The organism is Dyella marensis, from assembly GCF_049532885.1.
GTDB classification, from domain to species: Bacteria; Pseudomonadota; Gammaproteobacteria; order Xanthomonadales; family Rhodanobacteraceae; genus Dyella_D; species Dyella_D marensis.
Genome location: NZ_CP064029.1, coordinates 3,230,395 through 3,252,322, shown reverse-complemented (window position 1 = coordinate 3,252,322; position 21,928 = coordinate 3,230,395). Strand labels below are relative to the sequence as shown.

General features: G+C 62.5%; 17 protein-coding genes and 1 tRNA gene. 12 read left to right on the top strand and 6 right to left on the bottom strand.

Annotated features, from left to right (window positions below; genetic code table 11):
* Nucleotides 1-69 precede the first annotated feature (69 nt).
* Complete coding sequence (gene rpsT / locus ISN75_RS13860; RefSeq protein ID WP_167254468.1) at nucleotides 70-333, bottom strand: 30S ribosomal protein S20; 264 nt, start codon at nucleotides 331-333, stop codon at nucleotides 70-72.
* Nucleotides 334-615: 282 nt separating this feature from the next.
* Between rpsT and murJ the strand changes: the two genes are divergently transcribed.
* The 7 genes from murJ (at nucleotide 616) to ISN75_RS13825 (ending at nucleotide 9,608) form a co-directional block, all read left to right on the top strand.
* Complete coding sequence (murJ, locus tag ISN75_RS13855; RefSeq protein WP_168647114.1) at nucleotides 616-2,223, top strand: murein biosynthesis integral membrane protein MurJ; 1,608 nt, start codon at nucleotides 616-618, stop codon at nucleotides 2,221-2,223.
* Between the two features lie 41 nt (nucleotides 2,224-2,264).
* Complete coding sequence (locus tag ISN75_RS13850) at nucleotides 2,265-3,224, top strand: bifunctional riboflavin kinase/FAD synthetase (protein ID WP_167254472.1); 960 nt, start codon at nucleotides 2,265-2,267, stop codon at nucleotides 3,222-3,224.
* 94 nt (nucleotides 3,225-3,318) lie between these two features.
* Nucleotides 3,319-6,180 (top strand): isoleucine--tRNA ligase, encoded by a 2,862-nt coding sequence (gene ileS, locus ISN75_RS13845; protein ID WP_168647115.1) that lies wholly within the window; start codon nucleotides 3,319-3,321, stop codon nucleotides 6,178-6,180.
* 59 nt (nucleotides 6,181-6,239) lie between these two features.
* Entirely contained in the window at nucleotides 6,240-6,740 is a 501-nt protein-coding gene (gene lspA / locus ISN75_RS13840; RefSeq protein ID WP_168647116.1) for a signal peptidase II, read from the top strand.
* Nucleotides 6,741-6,789: 49 nt separating this feature from the next.
* Nucleotides 6,790-7,752 (top strand): 4-hydroxy-3-methylbut-2-enyl diphosphate reductase, encoded by a 963-nt coding sequence (gene ispH, locus ISN75_RS13835; protein WP_167254478.1) that lies wholly within the window; start codon nucleotides 6,790-6,792, stop codon nucleotides 7,750-7,752.
* A gap of 204 nt (nucleotides 7,753-7,956) precedes the next feature.
* Entirely contained in the window at nucleotides 7,957-8,322 is a 366-nt protein-coding gene (locus ISN75_RS13830; protein ID WP_167254479.1) for a helix-turn-helix domain-containing protein, read from the top strand.
* Nucleotides 8,319-9,608 carry a HipA domain-containing protein gene (locus ISN75_RS13825; protein ID WP_168647118.1) on the top strand — a complete coding sequence of 430 codons (1,290 nt, stop codon included), beginning with the start codon at nucleotides 8,319-8,321 and terminating at the stop codon, nucleotides 9,606-9,608. Before ISN75_RS13830 ends, ISN75_RS13825 begins: the two co-directional genes overlap by 4 nt.
* 67 nt (nucleotides 9,609-9,675) lie before the next feature.
* On the opposite strand, the gene ISN75_RS13820 is transcribed toward ISN75_RS13825, so the two are convergent.
* Both ISN75_RS13820 and ISN75_RS13815 read right to left on the bottom strand, forming a co-directional pair.
* Nucleotides 9,676-9,993: a RebB family R body protein gene (locus ISN75_RS13820; protein ID WP_167254484.1), complete on the bottom strand. Its 318-nt coding sequence runs from the start codon at nucleotides 9,991-9,993 to the stop codon at nucleotides 9,676-9,678.
* Nucleotides 9,994-10,060: 67 nt separating this feature from the next.
* Nucleotides 10,061-10,600, bottom strand: coding sequence for a hypothetical protein (locus ISN75_RS13815; protein WP_343818870.1), 540 nt, complete (start codon nucleotides 10,598-10,600; stop codon nucleotides 10,061-10,063).
* 673 nt (nucleotides 10,601-11,273) lie between these two features.
* On the opposite strand from ISN75_RS13815, the gene ISN75_RS13810 reads away from it, so the two are divergent.
* Together ISN75_RS13810 and ISN75_RS13805 are read left to right on the top strand one after the other, a co-directional pair.
* Complete coding sequence (locus ISN75_RS13810) at nucleotides 11,274-12,269, top strand: site-specific integrase (RefSeq protein ID WP_343818872.1); 996 nt, start codon at nucleotides 11,274-11,276, stop codon at nucleotides 12,267-12,269.
* A 273-nt stretch (nucleotides 12,270-12,542) separates the two neighbouring features.
* Entirely contained in the window at nucleotides 12,543-13,118 is a 576-nt protein-coding gene (locus tag ISN75_RS13805) for a hypothetical protein (protein WP_343818873.1), read from the top strand.
* Nucleotides 13,119-13,566: 448 nt separating this feature from the next.
* On the opposite strand, the gene ISN75_RS13800 is transcribed toward ISN75_RS13805, so the two are convergent.
* Nucleotides 13,567-14,514, bottom strand: coding sequence for a replication protein RepA (locus ISN75_RS13800; RefSeq protein ID WP_343818874.1), 948 nt, complete (start codon nucleotides 14,512-14,514; stop codon nucleotides 13,567-13,569).
* A 959-nt stretch (nucleotides 14,515-15,473) separates the two neighbouring features.
* Entirely contained in the window at nucleotides 15,474-17,345 is a 1,872-nt protein-coding gene (locus tag ISN75_RS13795) for a DUF262 domain-containing HNH endonuclease family protein (protein WP_343818876.1), read from the bottom strand.
* Between the two features lie 224 nt (nucleotides 17,346-17,569).
* On the opposite strand from ISN75_RS13795, the gene ISN75_RS13790 reads away from it, so the two are divergent.
* Entirely contained in the window at nucleotides 17,570-19,600 is a 2,031-nt protein-coding gene (locus tag ISN75_RS13790; RefSeq protein WP_343818878.1) for an ATP-binding protein, read from the top strand.
* Between the two features lie 235 nt (nucleotides 19,601-19,835).
* On the opposite strand, the gene ISN75_RS13785 is transcribed toward ISN75_RS13790, so the two are convergent.
* Nucleotides 19,836-19,911, bottom strand: a tRNA-Thr gene (locus ISN75_RS13785).
* Nucleotides 19,912-20,343: 432 nt separating this feature from the next.
* Here ISN75_RS13785 and ISN75_RS13780 point away from each other — a divergent pair.
* Nucleotides 20,344-21,144 carry a histidine kinase dimerization/phospho-acceptor domain-containing protein gene (locus tag ISN75_RS13780; RefSeq protein ID WP_423385077.1) on the top strand — a complete coding sequence of 267 codons (801 nt, stop codon included), beginning with the start codon at nucleotides 20,344-20,346 and terminating at the stop codon, nucleotides 21,142-21,144.
* A 118-nt stretch (nucleotides 21,145-21,262) separates the two neighbouring features.
* Nucleotides 21,263-21,901 (top strand): response regulator, encoded by a 639-nt coding sequence (locus ISN75_RS13775; RefSeq protein ID WP_167254629.1) that lies wholly within the window; start codon nucleotides 21,263-21,265, stop codon nucleotides 21,899-21,901.
* The last annotated feature ends 27 nt before the right edge of the window (nucleotides 21,902-21,928 follow it).

Here is a 21,928-nt window from a genome sequence, read left to right as displayed (position 1 = left end):
TTCCCAATAACGAAAGGGCCGGCTTTCGCCGGCCCTTTGCGCCAACCCGATTCGCTTGATAAAGCCGGCTTACGCCAGCTCGCGGATCTTCGCGTTGAGGCGGCTCTTGTGGCGAGCGGCCTTGTTCTTGTGGATCAGGCCACGCGAGGCGTAGCGATCCATGACCGGCTGGGCGGCGGCGAACGCCTCGACAGCGGCAGCCTTGTCCTTGTTCTCGATGGCCTTGACGACCTTCTTGAGGGCGGTGCGCACCATGGAACGGGCGCTGACGTTGCGCAGGCGGCGCTGCTCGGACTGGCGCGCGCGCTTCTTCGCGGACTTGATGTTGGCCAAGGTAGAACTCCGAAATAGCTTGGGTTGGTTGGAAAAAGGGGGCGATTATGACGGTAATGGGTCGTTGCGTCAACAGCTTAGCGACACCTGGACCGTGCGGATGGGGCCTGCGGGCGGGGGTGGCGGGCCGGTCCCATGAACAGAAGCGGGATTTTGCCACAAACGCGCTGTGTTCCCGCCCGCGGCCGCTGTCAGACTACGCGCTTTGCCGGCGCCGCCAGGGGGCGGAGCGGGCCAGCTTCCATCGATGACCACCACAACAAGAAAGGCACCGGCGCGCGCATGAAGTCACCCAGCATGTTCCGAGGGCTGCTGTCGTTCAGCGGCATGACCATGATTTCGCGCGTGCTCGGGCTGGTCCGGGATATGTCGATCAACGCGGCTTTCGGCGCCAATGCGGCCACCGACGCATTCTGGGTGGCGTTCCGCATCCCCAATTTCATGCGCCGGCTGTTCGCCGAGGGCTCGTTCTCCACCGCCTTCGTGCCGGTGTTCACCGAGGTGAAGGAAAAACGCAGCCACCAGGAGCTGAAAACGCTGATGTCGCGCGTCTCCGGCACCCTGGGCGGGGTGCTGATGCTGATCACGGCGCTGGGCGTGATCTTCGCGCCGCAGGTCACCACGCTGTTCTCGCCGGGCGCGATCGAGACGCCGGAGAAGTTCGAGCTCACGGTCAACCTGCTGCGCCTGACCTTCCCGTTCCTGCTGTTCGTCTCGCTGACCGCGCTGTCCGGCGGCGCGCTCAACAGCTTCCACCGCTTCGGCCTGCCGGCGCTGACGCCGGTGATCCTCAACCTGTGCATGATCGCCGGCGCGCTATGGCTGGCGCCGCGGCTGCATACGCCGATCATGGCGATGGGCTGGGCGATCCTGGCGGCGGGCATGCTGCAGCTGCTGTTCCAGCTGCCGGCGCTGCGCCAGCTGGACCTGCTCACCCTGCCGCGCTGGGGCTGGAGCCATCCGGAGGTGCGGCGCATCCTCAAGCTGATGGTGCCGACCCTGTTCGGCTCCTCGGTGGCGCAGATCAACCTGCTGCTGGATACGGTGATCGCCTCGCTGCTGTTCATCGGCTCGCAGAGCTGGCTGTCCCAGGCCGACCGTTTCCTGGAGCTGCCGCTGGGCGTGTTCGGCGTGGCGCTGGGCACGGTGATCCTGCCGTCGCTGTCGCGCCACCACGTGGCCACCGATGGCGAGGGATTTTCCAAGGCGCTGGACTGGGGGCTGCGCATCACCCTGCTGATCGCGGTGCCGGCGATGTTCGCGCTGATGCTGCTGGCCGAACCGCTGGTCGCCACCCTGTTCCAGCATGGGCGCTTCACCCCGTTCGATACGCGCATGGCCACGCTGTCGATCTCCGCGCTGAGCTTCGGCCTGCCGGCCTTCGCCCTGGTCAAGGTGGTGCTGCCGGCCTTCTACGCGCGCCAGGACACGCGCACCCCGGTGCGCGCCGGCGTGGCCTCGCTGATCGCCAACATGGTGCTGAACGTGCTGTTCCTGGCCGTGCTGTACGCGCTGTGGGCGCCGGCCGAGGTGAAGCAGGGCGCGCTGTTCGAAGGCCTGGCCAAGGTGCCGGGCCTGCACATGGCGCTGGGCGTGGCCAGCGCGGCGGCCAGCTATATCAACCTGGCCCTGCTGTGGTATTGGCTGCGCAAGGCCGGGGTGTACCAGCGGCAGCCGGGCTGGATGCGCCATCTGGGCCGGCTGGCGCTGGCCTGCGCGGTGATGATCGGCGTGCTGCTGGCGGGGCTGTGGCTGTGGCCGGATTGGACCGCGGCGGACAAGTGGGCCCGCGTGTGGCATCTCGCCGCGCTGGTCGGCGCCGGCGGTGGCGCCTATCTCGCCACGCTGTTCGCCGCGGGCTTCCGGCTGCGTGAACTGCGCGGCGTTTGATGCGCCGCCGCAGGCTGCGGTCCTACGGCTATACTCGCGCGATGACCAGACTTTCCAGGGATATCGCCGGTCCGTGCCTGGCGCCCGGCGGTAGCGTAGTCGCCGTCGGCGCGTTCGACGGACTGCATCGCGGGCACCAGGCGCTGCTGACCGAGGTGCACGAGCGCGCGCAGGCGACCGGCCTGACGCCGATCGTGGTGAGTTTCGAGCCGCTGCCGCGCGCCTTCTTTTCGAAGGAGCCGGTGCCGCGCCTGTCCAGCGTGCGCGAGAAGTTGCTGGGTTTCGAGGCGGCTGGGGTGAAGAAGGCGCTGATCCTGCGCTTCAACCACGAGCTCACCTCCATGCCGGCGGAAGACTTCGTGCGCCGCGTGCTGGTCCAGCGCCTGGGCACCCGCGAGGTGTGGGTCGGCGGCGATTTCCGCTTCGGCCACAAGCGCGGCGGCGACGTCGCCCTGCTGGAAAAAATGGGCGCGGAACTGGGCTTCGCCGCCCGCGTGATGCCGCCGGTGCTGCTCGACGGCGCCCGCGTCTCCGCCACCCGCGTGCGCATGCTGCTGGCCGCCGGCGAGTTCTCCGGCGCCGCGCCGCTGCTGGGCCGGCCCTTCGTGATCGAGGGCAAGGTGGAATACGGCAACCAGCTCGGCCGCGAACTGGGCTACCCCACCGCCAATATCCACCTGCGCGACCGCGTGCCGCCGGTGCAGGGCATCTTCGCCGTGCGCGTGGGCCTGGGCGAGGGCGAATGCGCTTGGCCGGGGGTGGCCAGCCTCGGCGTCCGCCCCACCGTCAACGAAGTGGCCCAGCCGCTGCTGGAAGTGCACCTGTTCGATTTCGAAGGCGACCTCTACGGCCAGCGCATGGCGGTGGAGTTCGTGGCCAAGCTGCGCGACGAGCTGAAATTCGACGGCCTGGACGCGCTCACCGAGCAGATCCGCCGCGACGCCCGCATGGCGCGCGAGGTGCTCGGCATGAATCCGCGCCTGACCGAGGCATGGACTTGAGCTTTCCGCTTCAAGCCGGCGCTTCCACGCCGGCCGCACACCCCACGGCGACGGCACGAGGGCCGCGCCCGACAACCCCGATGGCATCCGAGCAATGACCCAGGATTACAAGAACACCATCAACCTGCCGCAGACGGACTTCCCGATGCGCGGCGACCTGCCCAAGCGCGAGCCGCAGTGGCTGGCGGAATGGGAAACGGTCGGCCGCTACGCGCAGATCCAGCAGCGCACCGCCGGCCGCGACAAGGTGTTCGTGCTGCACGACGGCCCGCCGTACGCCAACGGCGTGATCCACCTGGGCCATGCGGTGAACAAGGTGCTCAAGGACGTGGTGGTGAAGTCGCGCCTGCTGGCCGGCTACCGCTCGCCCTACGTGCCGGGCTGGGACTGCCACGGCCTGCCGATCGAAATCGCGGTGGAAAAAAAGCACGGCAAGGCCGGCGACAAGCTCGACGCGGTGGCCTTCCGCCAGAAGTGCCGCGAGTACGCGCAGGCGCAGATCGACCTGCAGCGCACCGACTTCAAGCGCCTGGGCGTGCTCGGCGACTGGCAGAACCCGTACCGCACCATGGACTTCAAGTTCGAGGCCGACATGCTGCGCGCGCTGGCGCGCATCGTCGACAACGGCCATGTGATGCGCGGCTTCAAGCCGGTGTACTGGTGCTTCGACTGCGGCTCGGCCCTGGCCGAGGCGGAGATCGAATACGCCGACAAGGTCTCGCCGGCGATCGACGTGGCCTACGACGCGCTCGACCCGAAGGCGCTCGCCGCCAGGTTCGGCGTGGACGCGGGCGACGCTATCGTGGCCATCCCGATCTGGACCACCACGCCGTGGACGCTGCCGGAAAGCCAGGCGGTGTCGATGGGTGCGGAACTGGAATACGCCCTGGTCGAAGGCCCCGCGCGCGACGGCCGCCGCGTGCTGCTGGTGCTGGCCTGCGCGCTGGTGGAGAAGGCTTCGCATCGCTATGGCGTGGAGCATCCGCCGGTGCTCGGCCACGTCGCCGGCCAGGCGCTGGAAGGCGTGCTGCTGCAGCACCCGTTCTACGAGCGCACGATTCCCGTGCTGCTCGGCGAGCACGTGTCGGCCGAAGACGGCACCGGCGCGGTGCACACCTCGCCCGACCACGGCGTGGAAGACTTCGTGGTTTCGCGCAAGTACGGCATCGAGACGCTCAACTACGTCGAGCCGCGCGGCACCTATCGCGCGGACACGCCGCCGGCCGGCGAGCTGGCGCTGGCCGGCACCCATCTGTGGAAGTCCAACGACGCCATCGTCGAGATGCTGCGCGGCCGCGGCGTGCTGCTGGCCCACCACAAGATCGAGCACAGCTATCCGCATTGCTGGCGCCACAAGACGCCGGTGATCTTCCGCGCCACCCCGCAGTGGTTCATCAGCATGGAGCAGGCCGGCCTGCGCAAGGCGGCGATGGATTCCATCCGCCAGGTGCGCTGGGTGCCGGGCTGGGGCGAGGAGCGCATCGCCGGCATGGTCGGCGACCGCCCGGACTGGTGCATCTCGCGCCAGCGCACCTGGGGCGTGCCGATCGCGCTGTTCGTGCACAAGGGCACGCAGGAGCCGCATCCGCGCTCGGTCGAGCTGCTGGAGCAGGTGGCGAAGCGCGTGGAGCAGGGCAGCATCGACGCCTGGTACGCGCTCGATCCGGCCGAGCTGCTCGGCGACGAGGCCGCGGACTACGAGAAGGTCAACGACGTGCTCGACGTCTGGTTCGATTCCGGCGTCACGCATTTCGCCGTGCTCGGCCAGCGCCCGGAGCTGCAGCAGGGCGATGCCGATTCGTACAAGGTGATGTACCTGGAAGGCTCGGACCAGCACCGCGGCTGGTTCCAGTCCTCGCTGCTCACCTCGGCCGCCATCCACGGTCGCGCGCCCTACGACGACGTGCTCACCCACGGCTTCACCGTGGATGCGCAGGGCCGCAAGATGTCCAAGTCGCTGGGCAACGGCATCGAGCCGCAGGACATCATGAAAAACCTGGGCGCGGACATCCTGCGCCTGTGGATCTGCTCCACCGACTACCGCAACGAGATGTCGCTGTCGGACGAGATCCTCAAGCGCGTCTCCGACATGTACCGCCGCATCCGCAACACGGCGCGCTTCCTGCTGGGCAACCTGGACGGCTTCGATCCCGCGCGGCACCTGCTGCCGGTGGAAGACTGCCTGCTGCTGGACCAGTGGGCGGTGCAGCAGGCCTACGACACCCAGCAGGCGGTGGCGGCGGCCTACGACCGCTACGATTTCCCGGAGATCGTCCAGCGCGTGCAGAACTTCTGCACCAACGAGCTGGGCGCGCTGTACCTGGACATCACCAAGGACCGCCTCTACACCATGCCGACCGACAGCCGCGGCCGGCGCAGCGCGCAGAGCGCGATGTACCGCATCGCCGAGGCGCTGGTGCGCTGGCTGGCGCCGGTGCTGAGCTTCACCGCCGAGGAAATCTGGAAGGCCCTGCCGGGCCAGCGCAGCGATAGCGTGCTGTTCGAAACCTGGTACGACGGCCTGTCCGCCGCGCAAGGGTCGCCGGAGCAGCGCCGCTACTGGTCCGACCTGCTGGCCATCCGCGACACCGCCTCGCGCGTGCTCGAAGGCATGCGCAAGGCCGAGCAGATCGGTGCCTCGCTGGAAGCGAAGCTGGCCATCCACGCCGACCCCGCGCTGGTGAGCCGCTATGCGCCGGCAGCCGATGAGCTGCGCTTCTTCTTCATCACGTCCGACGTGCGCCTGGACGTGGCCGGCGGCCAGCCGGACACCGCCGTGCTGTCGGAGCTGGAAGGCGCGGACGTGTGGGTGTCGGCCACGGTCAGCGACGCGGCCAAGTGCGTGCGCTGCTGGCACCGCCGCGACGACGTCGGCCAGCATGCGCAGCATCCGGAACTGTGCGGACGTTGCGTGAGCAATGTCGACGGCCCGGGCGAAGACCGCCGCTGGTTCTGAAGACGCGGGCGGCCGGCGCGAGCCGGCCGCTTTCTTTGAGTCCCTTGCATGGACGACGCATGAGCAAGCAACCCAACGCCCTGTCCTGGCTGTGGCTGTCCGCCCTGGTGATCGTGCTGGACCAGGCGAGCAAGTGGTGGGCGCTGTCCGCGCTGCAGCCGGCCGGCGTGCAGCACGCCGTCATCCCGGGCTTCCTCAACTGGACCCTCGCCTTCAATACCGGCGCCGCCTTCAGCTTCCTGGCCGACAGCGCCGGCTGGCAGCGCTGGTTCTTCGTCGGCCTGGCCGTGCTGATCAGCGGCGCCCTGCTGGTGTGGCTCAAGCGCACCGCGCGCGCCGACTGGCGCACCGCGCTGCCGCTGGGCCTGATCATCGGCGGCGCCCTGGGCAACCTGATCGATCGCCTGCACGCGGCCCAGGTCACCGACTTCATCCAGGTCCATTACCAGGACTGGTACTACCCGGTGTTCAACATCGCGGACTGCGGGATTACCGTCGGCGCCGTGCTGCTGATCGCTTTCGGCCTGTTCACCGGCAAGCAGGCCGGGGGCGTGGGATAATTCCGGTCTCGGCGCCCCGCGCGCCGGCCAGCGACAGTCGAGGCTTCACGTGGACATTCTTCTCGCCAACCCCCGCGGCTTCTGCGCCGGCGTCGACCGCGCCATCGCCATCGTCGAGCGCGCGCTCGAGTCGTACGGCGCGCCCATCTATGTGCGCCACGAGGTGGTGCACAACCGCTACGTGGTGGACAAGCTGCGCGCCAGCGGCGCCGTATTCGTCGAGGAACTGCACGAAGTGCCCGACGGCGCCACCGTGATCTTCAGCGCGCACGGCGTGTCCAAGGCGGTGCGCGAAGAGGCCGACAGCCGCAAGCTCAACGTGTTCGACGCCACCTGTCCGCTGGTGACCAAGGTGCACATGGAAGTGGCGCGCCTGGGCCGCACCGGCCGCAGCGTGGTGCTGATCGGCCATGCCGGCCATCCGGAAGTGGAAGGCACCATGGGCCAGTGGAACCCGGCCAATGCCGGCGAGATCCTGCTGGTCGAATCGGTGGAATGCGTGGCGAAGCTGGAGCCGCGCTTCCCGCACGAGCTGTCCTACGTCACCCAGACCACGCTGTCGGTGGACGACACCAAGGCGATCATCACGGCCCTGCGCGAAAAGTTTTCGGACATCGAAGGCCCGCGCAAGGACGACATCTGCTACGCCACGCAGAACCGCCAGGACGCCGTGCGCCGCCTCGCCGACGCGGTGGACCTGATGCTGGTGGTCGGCTCGGTCAACAGCTCCAACTCCAACCGCCTGCGCGAACTGGCCGAGAAGCAGGGCGTGCGCTCCTTCCTGATCGACGGCGCCGAACATATCCAGCGCGAATGGCTGGACGGCGTGCAGCACATCGGCCTTACCGCCGGCGCCTCCGCCCCGGAGAAGCTGGTGCGCGACGTGATCGCGCGCCTGCAGTCCTGGGGCGCGGGCGAAGTGCGCGAGCTGGACGGCGAAGCGGAGACCATCACCTTCGCGCTGCCGAAGGAGCTGCGGCTGGCGGAGGGCGGGACGTCGGCCAGGCTCTGAGGCCGCTCGACGTTTAAGAAAAAGGCCCGCTTGATGCGGGCCTTTTTGCATGCGGGTGCCGGAAACGGGTGCCCGATCGGTGCGGGCCGGGATGCCCTCGGATAAGCCGTGGCTCGGCGTTTCCGTCCAGATAAAGTATGTCCATGGATACCTTAAATTAAGGTATCCATGGACATACTTTAAGTGGCGATGTATGCTAAGTGCATGAAAAGCCTGAATGAACTCGTCCCAGCGCCGCGGCGCAAGCCTCCCTCCCTATCTGCTTTCCCCAGCGAGGTCGGCGCAAGGCTACGCCGCCAGCGCATGGCGTTTGGCTGGCGCCAGGCCGATCTCGCCGAACGGGCCGGTGTGTCCGTGCAAACCGTCAAGGCGATGGAGAAAGGGGAGTCCATCGCTTACGAAAGCCTGCTTCGACTGCTGCTTGCCCTCGGCCATGGCGCGGACTTCCTGCGCATGCTGGAGTCCCCCCACTTTCCGACGCTGCGCGCGCAGGAGCTTTATCTGGAGCTGTCGGCGACGGATACGCTGAAGGCCAGGCGCGTGCGGCCCGTGGCGGAGGCACCGCGGTGAACTTCACCGAGGCCTGGCTCCAGGCCAAGAACCACCAGCTCGAAGTCTGGACCGAGCATCTTCCGGAGCCCGTCCTGGTCGGTCGTCTCAACTACGAGACGGAAACCAAGGCCGGATATTTCGAGTGGAGCGACGAGGCGCGCGAGCGCCAGCTGCAGCTTTCTCCCTTCACGCTGCCGCTCCACGAAGCTGTCTGGTCCAGCCGGAACGCCGGCGACCTGCCCACGGAATATCGCGGCCTGCCGGGCATGCTCAACGACGCGCTGCCGGACGGCTGGGGCCTGTATCTGCTGGACAAGGCGCTGGCCCGGCTGGCGATCAAGCCGGAATACATTTCTCCCGCCGTCCGCCTGGCTTATCTGGGCCATCGCGCCTGGGGTTCGCTGAGTTTTCGCCCGGCCATCGATGACGATCACGGCGAGGAGATGTCGCTCGAAGTGCTCGGCCGAGGCGTCGAGGCGACCATCGAGGGCCATCTCGACGAGGTTTCCGACGAACTTCTGCGCGCGGGAAGTTCTCCTCAAGGCGCTCGTCCCAAGGTGATGGTGGACCTGTCGGACGACCATCGGCGCGCACGCGTCACCGCCGGTGTGCCGGAGCAGGGATACAGCGCATGGCTGATCAAGTTCGCCGCACGCAACGAACCGGCGGATGCTCCAATACTCGAACTCGCCTATATGCAGTGCGCCCGCGAAGCAGGCGTGGACGTGATGGAAAGCCTGCTGCTGGAGGTCAATGGCAAGCCGGCTTTCGCTACCCGCCGCTTCGATCGCGCGGCAGGCGCGCGGGTTTTCTGCCAGTCGCTGGGCGGACTGATTCATTTCTCGCATCGCGATCTCGGCCTCGATTATGCGAACGTGGCCGAGATCATGCAGGCGCTTTCGATACCGGAAGCGGCTTATCCGCAGGCTTATCGGCGTGCCGTATTCAATGCCGCGATGAGCGTGCGCGACGACCACGCCAAGAACTTCGCCTTCATGCTGGACCGCCGCGGCCAGTGGCAGCTGTCGCCGGCTTTCGATCTGACCTATATGGAAGGCCCCGGCGGACATCACACCACGACTTTCGCCGGCGGCACGTCGGCGGATCCCACGCGCGAGGATCTGCTTCGCCTGGCGGATCACTACCGCATCGATCGCGGCGAGGCTGCGCGGATCGTCGACGACATCGTGGCGGTCGCATCGGAGGCCGGTGCGGCAGCGCTCAAGCTCGGTGCGAACAAGCAGACGGTTGCCCCTGTCGCTCGCCGCCTGCAGGCCGTGGCGCGTTCGCTGTCCAGCGTTTGAGATAAGCATGGGTGAATAAGAAAGCCCCGGAAAGCACGCCTTTCGGGGCTTCCGTTTTTCAGCCGGCTTACTTGCCCGCAAACGCCTGCGTCGTCGCCTTCAGGTCGGCGATGGTCTGCGCCAGCTCGTTATTGGTCAGCACCTCGGCTGCCGAGCGCGCTTCCAGCGGGCCCAGGTTGCTGATCAGGTTGGCGGCCTTGGCCAGGATCGAGATGCTCAACTCGTTCATCGCCTGCTGGTGGGCCACGGCGTTCTGCTGCGACAGGTTGGTGGTGGCCACCGCGTTCGAATAGGCCAGGTTGGACAGCATGGCGGGCTGTTCGGCAATCGACTTGAGGTTGGCGATGGCGACGGCGCCGATGATGTCGTCGGGAAGATTGGCCATGGTGATGCTCCTTGGAATGATGGTGATGGGGTAGGGATGGCTTTGCGGTGCCTGCGGCGGGCAACCGTCAGGGCGCGTGCGGCGACGGTTCTTCGCCGGCGATGCTGCGGCCCAGGTCCTGGAACAGTTTTTCCGCGTTCCTGCCGATCTTCTCGATGGCCGAATCGTCGTTGCCGTCGGCGCTTTCGATCATCGATACGCACTTGGCCACCACGGCGAGGCGGATCAGGTTCATCGCCTGCTGCTGGGCCACCGCGTTCTGCTGGCGCAGGTTCTGGTTGAACACCTGCTGGGCCAGTTCGAGATTGGCCAGGATGGCCGGTTGCGCTTCGAGCGACTTCGCATTGGAGATGGCGATGGACTGCACGATGTCGTCTGGCAGCGAATCGCCCGAAGCCAGGTTCGGGGATGCCGGCCCGGCTTGCTCGTCCACTTCGTTGAGCCTGGCGCAGGCGCGCGCGACGGTGCCGATGTCGTCGCCTTGGGCAGGCACGATGCGCTGCGTCCTGGTATCGACGATCCGGTAGGCGGCGCCGGTGCCATGCCCGGTTTCCGCACCTGGTTCGTGCGCCGGCAGGAACGTGGGCTCGATGAGATATCGCTTCACTTCAAGGACTCCTTTCTTGAGGGGATGATCGTTGTCGGCTGGAAAAAGGCGCTGATCCTGCGACCGGATGCACAAGCAGGCCGCCGGCGGGAAGGGCGCGGCAGGGCTTTCGTGGTCAGGCGAATGGGAATGGCGCGGGGGTGTCCGAACGGAAGCCGCATCGGCGGCGGCCGGCCGCGCGTGTTCCATGCTGAGCGTGCGCAAGACGCGCCGCGATTCGACGATCCATGGTCCTGCCCCCTGTGTCGTGCCCCTGCCACGCAGCCCGCGGCGTAGCGCTGGCCGGGGCATCACAGCAGGCGGAGGAGCGGGCCGTCAAGGCAGCGGCGCGGGCATGGCAAGCGATGGCGGCGCCTGCCCGAACAGCACAAAAAAAAGCCCTGGAAAGCTTGGTTTCCAGGGCTTTTCTTGTTTTCGAGCTGGTGCCGGAAATAGGAATCGAACCTACGACCTACGCATTACGAATGCGTTTTAGTATTTACTAAAATCAATGAGTTATCCATTTAAACCGAATTGATGCCACACTTGTGCCACATTCATGGCAAGGGCAGCAAGCATGGCAACGTATCGGCGGCGAGGTCGGTATTCGTGGGAGGCGCAGGTACGCAGGCGCGGATGGCCGTCCCAGACCAAGACCTTCGATACCAAGGCGGAAGCTGAAGCCTGGGCCGCCATGATCGAGTCCGAAATGAACCGCGGCGTGTGGCTCGATCGCAGCGAAGCCGAGGCCATTACGCTCGGGGCACTTCTGGACCGCTACGAAACGGAAGTGGTGCCGGCATTGAAGGGCGCCATCAGGGAAAGGTCCGTGCTCCATCTGTGGCGGCAGACGCCCTTGGCGAAGCGGACGGTGGCCACCATCCGAAGTGGCGATGTCGCGCAGCAACGCGACACCTGGCTGGCAGATGGACTGGCTCCAGCTACTGTACTGCGACGCTTGGCACGCCTCTCGCATCTGTTCAATACGGCACGGAAGGAGTGGGGCATGGAGAGCCTCTCAAATCCCGTGGAGCTTGTGCGCAAGCCCACGCCGAACAATGCACGCACGCGGCGGGTTGCGACGCCCCCTGGCACCAGCCGTAATCGCAGTCGCACGCAAGACGAGCTATCACGCATCATTGAGGCCAGCGAGTCGCGTGTGCTTCCTACAATCATCACGCTGGCGGTAGAGACGGCGATGCGGCGTAGCGAGATCGCCACGTTGCGCTGGGAGAACGTCGATTTGGAGCGACGAGTAGCGCATCTGCCGGACACGAAGAATGGCAACAGCCGCGACGTACCACTGTCGAAGGCCGCAGTGGATGCGTTTGCCGCGCTGCTGCCGAATCGCGAGGGCAAAGCACGTCGGCGCAAGACACCGGCTGTACCCTCCTCTCTTAATGGCCCGGTCTTTGCGGTCCATCCAGATGGCATTACTCAGGCATTTGAGCGCGCCGTACAGCGAGCTCGAAAAGCATACGAAGTAGAATGCGTGGAGCACGGTCGCGAACCAAAACCCAGTTTCCTGAGAGACTTGCGATTTCACGACCTTAGGCATGAAGCTACTTCTCGCCTGGCCTCGCGTTTCCAACTTCACGAGCTGGCAAAGATTACTGGTCACCGTGACACGCGGATGCTTCTGCGGTACTACCATCCGGACGCAGCAGATCTAGCGAAGCGGATGTGCTGATTAGCGAGAGGAGCGTTGCGGACTTTGCCGTTAACGGCAAAGTCGATGGTGTGTACACATTGGCCGCAGCGCCGCAGGCGGCTGGAAAAGAATCGGTCCAGGCAGGTCTTGTGCACGAGAGGCGTTTAGGCAGGTGTTGCGCAGAAGTTTTCCGTTAACGGCAAACTTGGCGGACTAGTAAGGTTTCGCCACCACGTTGCGAAAAGGGCTTGCCGTTGTCGTCTCTGTGGCTAGGCATCCGCTTTTTGTGGCTATTGGTTCTAGGAGGGCAAGGTGACTTTTCCTGATGACGAGGCCGTATACATCTCCCTTCGAAAAGGGACGTATGAAAGGTTGCAAGCGGTCATTACGGACTTTGGCGTTGATTCAGTGATCGAATTCTTGGAGGCAATAGCGGATGGAAGTTTCGGCGTCTATGACATGAGCGAGTCGTCAAACGAGAACCTCGCTCGTGAACAAGAGTTTCAAGAGGAGGCTATCAATTATGATCAGGAGGTAAAAAAACTTTGCATCCTGCACTTCTTCAAAGAACCGCGCTACGTTGTAGATATGAGCCGATATCGGGAAATGATCGACATGGTGTCCGGACTGGACACGAACGTGCGGGAGGGCTTGGACAAATATCTCAACGAAAGCAAGATCCTTTCGGACATCTATCTCAAGGTCCGCAACCATTTTCAGCTCGGGGCGTTCGCGGCATGCCTTCACGGTGAACGGATCGAGTCTCGCGATTCATTACCCCGCCTTCCCAGCGTCGCTGACATTGACGGCAGATTTCAAATTGAGATGGGGGATGTTTATCGCCGCGCTGATCACACCGTTGCCAAGCGCATAGAGCAGGGTACGTGATGACTGGCGGCGCCCGATTTTTTCGATAGATACCGGTCTGGAGGTGCGGAAGTTTTCCGTTAACGGAAAAGTGGCCGGAGTTATCCACAGAACTTCCCGCACAACTATCGGAGCTATCTATGGGTAAGAAAACCTATGGGCTACCTATCGGTTTAGGGGAGGTCCGATTCAGCGCGTCGGAGAGGGCCAATTCGGCGTGACCATGGCTATGGCAGGGGGCCGATTCAGCGTAATCTTCAGGGCCGGATTCGGCGTGGATAACTCCAGTTACTAACAGGCTTAAAAACAGCCCCTCTGGGCCGACAGCCGTCATCGGCATCTGCATGGGGACCAGCTTGGTGTCAGTAGATCGTTCTGGCGTGTGCAGCAAAGGGGGCCGATTCGGCGTGCGCGTATCAGCTGGCAAGGGCAACCGGTGCTGACCTTGCGCCTTGCCAGCCGGTGATGGCTAATCTTTAAAGGGCACCGGTGGAGGAGACGCCATCAGCATGACGCCTCCAGTAACTCGTCTAACCTTTGCTTGCGGATAGACGACTAGTGCCGACCGCAATGCGAGTTGGAATTTCTTCTTGAAATCCTTGCCCGGGTCTTTGCCTTGGTATTCCTGGCCAAACTGTTCACGCAAGCTGGACCAGTGCACGATGGCGGGGCGCGCACCAATTCTGTGAAGGCGTTGCGCCAACCACATGTACACATCCATGGCTAGTGCGGAACCTTTCAGATCGGTGTAAGCACGTAGGTCCAATGGTACGGCGTGTTGTTTGAGGGTCTGATAATAGTCGTCGGAGAGCGTCATTGAGCCAGGCCAGAACGAACGCTCATGTTCTCTCGAAGAAAGCCATGCTTCGAAGTGCTTTATAGGCTTTCCATCGTATGTGTGAGCCCGATCTTCAGAGTTGTAACCGAGCGTCATGCGACATGCAGCCAGCGCCTGCACCTGTTTGCGAAACATGGTGAAACTGCCTCGTTTCCCACCATTGGATTGTTTGCCGAGCATACGAAGAAACCCGCTTGCGCTATCTCCAATTGGTATCTCTGGTGTGTTATGCCGAACTGCGTAAGTGTTCATCCATGCGAGCATGAGGCGAGGAAGTGCGCCATAGGGGAGGGGTTGCTGTACATAGTCTTGACCTGTCCATATGCGCCCAGCCTCGACCAGTAGCGCGACACGCCCCGATCTTCGCTCGAACGACGTGCCATTCACCTTTGATCTGGGTAAACCCACCTGGCACAAGATCGAATGCATGTAGTGTCGTTCGTCATCTCTCGGAGGAGTGGCTGCTATTAGCGAACCAGTAGAGATCAATCGCTCGGCACGTACCCGTCTTTCACGAAACTCAGGTGCGTGTATAGCGATAGTTTCCTTTTCCCGGTAGGGCGAGGCATTGACGCTCATTTAGAGCCCTCGCCAGGACGCGACGAAAGTTCGTGCCGTACAGCGGCAACTCTTGCGCGCCGCCTTGCTACCTGCTCGACTTTGGTCGGTCGCCCCCTTCGTTGCGGCCTATCGACCGCGTCATTCACGGGTTCTGATTGGCCCGCAGCAGCCACGTGAGTAGCCAACCAGCACTCCACATCTTCTACTCGCCAGAGCAACCGCTTTGTCCCCGGTAGGCGACAGATGGGCGGCAGAGAATGAGGCTTGCGCGTGGCGTCGCAACGTATGCTCGCTACGGACTTATGGATGTACTTAGAAAGCTGCTCAACGGTTAGAAGAGCTTGCATGGGCGTGACCTCTCCGTCCGTGCCGATTGAACCTGGCACAGGCGGATGAGTGCGCGGCAGTCACAACGCCCTGGCGTTCGAGCCAATAACCTTTGGATTAGCCAATCCTCGGGTGGGTACATTGATGACGGGGTTTTGCCCCAAGTTTCCCTGCTCTCCTGGCGATCTGTTCCATTTCTCCGGCCTCATCCTGACCGGCGGACAGCTCGACTTACTCTTCAGGCGATTGCCTCGCGGCATCCTTTCTTACCAATCGTCTACTTCCGCTTTTCGACGAATGGTTGCTGAGCAGGTCGTTGCTTTGTTCCATCGTCGAGGGGCGAACTCGAAACGATTTCAATAGCTCAGAGCAACGAGCCTTCAGCGCATTGAATTTAGGTTATCAGCAGTTCTGCGCAATGTCATGCAGTTAGTCCGATGGCGATGCATAACGATTGCCTACTTGATTCCGGCTATCTGCAGATGCGGCCTGCGATTTGAGGGCGGTAGGCTGCTGCGGGCGGAAGCCATCGGAAGGTAGTTGTCTATCGATCTGCGTGGGGCTAACGCAGCCCGACGTCGAATGACGGCGCCGAGTGCTAGTACACCCGATCGTGGGTGACTGAAAAGCTCTCGCGATCCAGATCCTTGTTACCGTGGATACAATTGCGTGGCTGCCTCGGCCAGTCGTCTTGCGCGGACGGCGATGGCGTCCTCGTCCCAAGTTTCACGAATCATCAAATCCCCATTGAGGCTCAACACTGTATTGGCGATCAGCAGGTTCTTCTTGACGAGGAAGGGCTTGTTCTGGGCCTCGCGATTGACCGACAGATTGAGCAAGGTCAGGTTGCCCAGCGTGGGTATGGCTTTAGTGCGACGGCGAATGGCTTGGTGGTGATACGACAAGGTGCCGCCCACCTGTTCCTGTTGTTCGGCCGCTTGGTTCTCGGCGAACGTCGCCTGGCTGCCGTCCGGCAGTGTCCAATGCTCGTACCACGACCTCGGCAGGACGTGATCAATGTCTAGATTGGATAGGTCGGGAATGATCGGCTCTTCGGTGCGCTTGGTTAGACGCAGCCAGCCCTCCAGTTCGGTGAGCAACATCTTGCACCGTCCGGTATCAAGGTTGCCGTAGTACGTCGACGCAGTCTGGAATGCATGAATAAATTCGGCGTCGTCTGGCCAGCGTGCCGCAGGGCTATTTGGCGACGAGGCCAGCAATTCCTTCAGGGCAGCGCGCGTAGGTTCGCCTTTAATCCACTGGCGCAAAATCGACATGAACCAGTTGTTGTAGTTCTTCTGCGTCAGTCCACAGACGGCACGACGGACGATGTAGGACACGATGTCGTTGAACATCGCTGCCTTCTCGCTGTCGGTCGCGTCGGACGTAGAAATGCGCAGAGCTAACGGGTGGGTGGTGGTGGTATCGAACGGTTGAAGGCGTCGCCCGAACCGAGCTATTGCCAAATCGCCTTTGCCTTCGATCAGTTGGAGATAGTGCTTACCGTAGATGTCCAGCATGTCTAGCTGCTGGGTACTGGAAAGCCCCTGAGCGAAATTTTTAAAATCCACGTACAGGCGGGCTAAATCGCCCTCCTGTCCTGTCTGCGCACGGATGACCGAGAAGATCAGCCATTCTAGGCGGGGCTTGGTGATACGGCCCCGCCGCTCGCCGACCTTCCATGTGTCTTGCTCGAACTGCTTCCACTTTGCTTCATACAGTGAGGCCGGATCTTCATTGCCGCTATCCACGGTCATGAACAGGTGGTTGCGGATCAGGTCTGTGGCGTGTAGTTCGGCGCCCCGACCGTTCAAGGTTTCGAAGATTACTTGGGCGTCGTCGCCCTTCTCCAACTGAATAAGGACCACTTTTAAATCCGTCAGGACAGCCATGACTAGGGCTTCCACGGCATCCGCGCCGCCATTGGCTTCAATCCAGGTCTTGGCCCATTCGGCGAAGTTCCAGATGGCGTTGAGCGCCCCTGGATGGACAATGCCGATCCGCCGGAACGTGCCGGCCTGGGTGAAGTGGGCGGGGTACCGTGCTTGCAGGGTGGCCAGCTTGTCGGCCGTCATAGCCGACACAAACGCTTTCTGGTCCGAAAAGGTCGGCCAGACCTTGAACACCTCGACCTCGGCATTGGCCATTGTGGAAGGGTTGGGGTTATCCAGGACTGCGGCTAGGTATGAATCGTAATCGTTGATCTTCAGCTCACGAGCGGCCAGACGGATACCCGCTAGGACGTACTGCAGCGTAGTCAGGCGTTGCTGGCCGTCGATAATGTGGAGGGTATCCACGCCTCGCAGCCCGACCCTGTCTTGAGGCTCTACCACAATGGCACCCAGGAAATGCGGCGCGGGCTGGGTATTTGTTAGTCTTTCTTCCGCCTTGTCCTTGATATCTGCCCAGAGCAAGGGCCACTGCTTTTCCAGTGTCCAAACATAGGCCCGTTGATAGAACGGGACCTTGTACTGCTTTCTATCCTGGAACACCTGCTGGATCGTCCAAGTCTCCGACTTCATTCCCCCTCCGGTTGTATACCCCTGGCGATCCATTATGCCGCTGAAAGATCTCGCCTTTGGGGCTGCGCCTCAGTTCTTTATCCCCCGGCGAAAAACAACCCCAGGAGGCATAGCCTGAAAGTGCCCTGTCCCGGTATTCTCACTATGTTTCCGTGGCCATCTGCATCTAAATCGATGTGTCCTGGCCAGGACGGCAGACCACAACGAGAGGGAGCCTTCGCGGTATGGCCGACAATCAATCCAGGGATATCAAGATCGAGGCCAAGCAAGACTTCTTGAAGTCGTTAGCCTCTAACGTAAGTCCGATTACGGCCGTATCGGAATTGATATGGAACGGCTTTGACGCAGGTGCCCAACACGTCAAAGTCATTTTGGAGCCTAACGACCTCAACGGTCTTTATGCCATTCGCGTTTCGGACGATGGCGAAGGTATCGATAGAAGCAAGGTCGATGCCCTGTTCGGCGGATTGGGCGACTCCTGGAAAGCGAAGTCTCACCGCTTCAAGGGCCGCACCCTTCACGGGAAAAATGGCAGGGGCCGCTTCCGGGCCTTCGCGCTGGGCGAGTGTGTCGAGTGGCGTACTACATATCTGGACGGTAACACGCCCAAGACGTACACGATCACCGGACGCGCGAGTCAACTGACCGGTTTCCGGGCCTCACCGCCCTTGGACGCTGAGACCACCATATTGGGAACGGAGGTTGTTATTGAAAACCTCGACTCCCATTTCCCATCGCTGACTAAAGACAGCGCACATCTAGAAATCACTAAGCAGTTTGCAGCCTATCTGACCGAATGTCCCGGCCTGGTGCTGTACTACAACGGAGTCAAGATCGATCCCGCGTCGGTCCAGAGTTACAAGGAAGATTTCCATCTTGGAGACATCGGACTTCGGAGCGGCAAGCGCGTTCCGGTATCCATTACGATCATTGAGTGGGCCGTTCAAACCGACAGAGTTTTCGAGCTGTGTGACAAGGCGGGAGTGTCGCTGCACGAAGTGGTCGTAGGACCTCAGATCAAGGCGCCCGGCTATCACTTTACGGTGTACGTGAAGTCGGACCATTTCCGCGACCTCGACAAGGAGAACTTGCTAGGCCTACCGGACTTGAACCAGGACGTATCCGACATCCTTTCGGTGGTAAAAGCGAAGGTCAAAGAGCATTTCCGCCTTCGTACCCTGCAGCATCGCAGCGAAACGATCCAGCGTTGGAAAGACGAGAAGATCTATCCTTACGAGGACAAAATCGAAGTCAACGCATCCGAACAGATCGAGCGCCAGGTCTTCGATATCCTCGCCGTCAACGTCGAAGACCATCTACCTTCTTTCGACGAGGCTCCATCCAAGTCGAAGAGGTTCACCTTCCGTTTGCTGGCCCAAGCAATTCGAGAGAATCCGGATTCCGTTCGCACGATTATGGACGAAGTCTTGAATCTAAAAAAAGACGAACAAGACGATCTGGCGACCCTCCTTCAAAAGACGACGTTGTCCAAAATTATTACGTCGGCCAGGATCGTGGCAGACCGCTTGAATTTCGTGGAAGCACTCAGCGACTTGCTTTTCAATAAGGAGAGCAAGAAGCAGCTCTTAGAGCGCGACCAGCTCCACAAGGCCTTGGAAGTTGAGTCGTGGATCTTCAAGGAAGACTTCAACCTTGCCGGATCGGAGAAGACGTTGGAAGACGCGTTGGCTATCCACATAGCCAAGCTCGGCAAGCGCGAGGATGACGAGAGCGATCTCACCGATCCGGTCCTGCGTGAGGACGACAAGGGCGGTCGAATTGATCTGATGTTGGCCCGCTCTATGCAGCCAACACAGGGAAGCCATGAATACTTGGTAGTTGAGTTGAAGCGGCCGAAGCAGAAGATCAACTCGGAAGTGCTTGGTCAAATCAAGAGCTATGCATTTGCAGTAGCTAAAGACTCGCGGTTTGATCAGAAGCGGACCAAATGGACCTTTATGGTGGTGTCTAACGAGATGGATGAATTCGCCAGGCTTGAAAGCCGCCAGAAGGACAGGCCCGAAGGTGTAGTTTTTCAGAGTGATGATTCAAGCATCACGGTCTGGGCCAAGACATGGTCGGAAATTCTGAACGATGCGCGGGCTCGGTTGAACTTTTTTAGCCAGCAACTCGATTATCAGGCCGACTCTGACAGTGAACTTGACTATTTGAAGCGCGCGCATTCGAAGTACATCCCTGAAGACTTGGCGGAGCTGGCGACAGGTGTTAGCGCATGCGCAGACAGGGAGTCCTAGCAATGTTCCCGATTGTTCGCGCGTAGTGGCGTGCGAGGCAACGGGTGCCATTGGGCGGAGGCCAAAGGCTAGGCGCTGAGCCCTTGCAGTAGATTGCAGAAGTTCTCAGCGTTATCGCCTGCCTACGATGACCTGCGCCACAAATTTGCCACACGCGGACCGCGAAATCCCGCGATCCAATGCAAAACAGCGCATCACACTGCAACGTGTAATGCGCTGTTTTAGCTACAAAAAATGGTGCCGGAAATAGGAATCGAACCTACGACCTACGCATTACGAATGCGCCGCTCTACCAACTGAGCTATTCCGGCAGCGAGCCGCGAATTCTACGTAACGGCCGAGGGGGGCGCAAGCGGCGAGGGTGGCGGCTGTTTTGCCGGGCGATTCATGGGCTTGCGTTCTGCGCCTGATTTTTCGGACTACTCCCAATGCCTTAAGCACCGCCGTCCGTTCCAGAATGCCTGCAGCCGATTCAGGCCACATGTAGGCGCAGCGGTAGTGGGGAGTCCGATACGGACGACCACAAGGGGGCATGCGGGCAAGCGTCTGATCCGCGGTGATCCACGCGGCTTTGCGGGATGGAAGCGTCCCCGGCAGCAGGAGGAAGTCTGGCAATGCGTCTCACAAGTACCGAGATATGGGCGGGAGTCGCCAGGGACTGGTTAGGACGATTCGGCGAGCAAGTGTCGGATCAGGCGCGGGCGTCGATTCAGACGCCGGAGCACTGGTTTCTCCACGCCGCCGTGGGCGTGGTGCTGCTCGGCGCGGTCGCGGCGGCATGGCTGCTGCTCCGCCGCCGCCTGGCGCCGGCGCGCAGCGGCAGCGCAACGCCTGCGGCACCGGTGGACCAGGCCATGCTCGCGACGATCAGCCACGATGTGCGCACGCCGCTCACCGGCATCATCGGTACGCTCGAACTGCTCGGCTATTCCGAGCTCACGCCGCGCCAGCGCTCGCTGGTCGAAGGCGCCGAACACGCATCGCGAACCTTGCAGCAACGCATCGAGAGCCTGCTTGCGCTGGTCTGGCTGGGCGCCGGTGCCGCACCGCGCGGCGGCTGTTCCTTCATGAATGACGCGGGCCACGGACCGTCCTCGGCAGAGGCGGACCTGTCCGGGCGGCCGGAACCCGATGCGTCGACCCGCGAAGACGCGCAGCGGGTCGTGCGGCGCCTGCTCGACGTGTTCGGCGAGGATGCGGCCGCCATGGACGATTACCTGCGGCTGATGTGCAACGAGGAGCAGCGCCTGCTGCTGCATCTCGACGGGCGCGATCTGCAGCGGCTGCGCGAAGTGGCGCATTACCTGTGCGGCATGGGTTCGTTCTTCGGCGCACAGCGGCTGTCCGTGCTGGCCGGCGCCGTCGAGCCTGGCCGGGACGCGGAAGAGGTGCTCGGGCACGCCAAGGCCCTGCACGATTATCTGGCTGGCTTTATCGATGCGCTGCGTGCAAGCAGCGAGGAAGCTTCCGCAGCTGCAAATAATACGAATGCGATTTCGGATACATCGCATGGAAATGCATCGGGTGCCGCATTAGAACATTGAACGCTGCGCGCAGGACTTCCCAGCGCGAGTTTTCCGGGACATCGCATCAGCGGACCCGCCGTGGCAAGTCCCGGCATGTCCGCCATCCAGGCGCTACGAAGCCAAGGAGATTTCTTAAGTGAACACCACGAACGACGCGAACATCCGGATCATTCTGGCCGACGATCATCCGATCATTCGCAAAGGCGTCATGGCCGTGCTCGGCGGCAGCGACATATCCGTCGTCGGCGAGGCGTCCTGTCCGGTGGAATTGCTGTCCCTGCTCAGCCGGGTCGAATGCGATGCCGTGGTCACCGACTACATCATGCCCAGCGACAGCTCGCCGGACGGCATCCGCCTGATCGAACGGCTGCGCGAGCTGCGGCCTGAGCTGCCCATCGTGGTGCTGACCATGCTGCGCAACGTCGCCTTGCTGCAGGCCCTGCTGACGGCGGGCGTGAAGGCGATCGTGGACAAATCCACCGCCATGGCCGAGATCCATACCGCGGTGCGGCTTGCGGCCACGGGCCACGTCTTCGTCAGCGCCACGTTCGAAGGCCGGCTGTCGCGCTTCGGCGCGCACTCGATCAACCGCCTGACCGATCGCGAGGGCGAAATCATCCGCCTGCTGGTCGCCGGCATGAGCGTCACCGAGATCGCGCGCAAGCTGGACCGCAGCGTCAAGACGGTGAGCAAGCAGAAGACCGACGCGATGAAGAAGCTGGGCCTGCGCTCGGACATGGAGATCTACGCCTACGCCACCGAAGTGGGCTACTGAGTCCGCCGCGGCGCCATGCGCGGCACG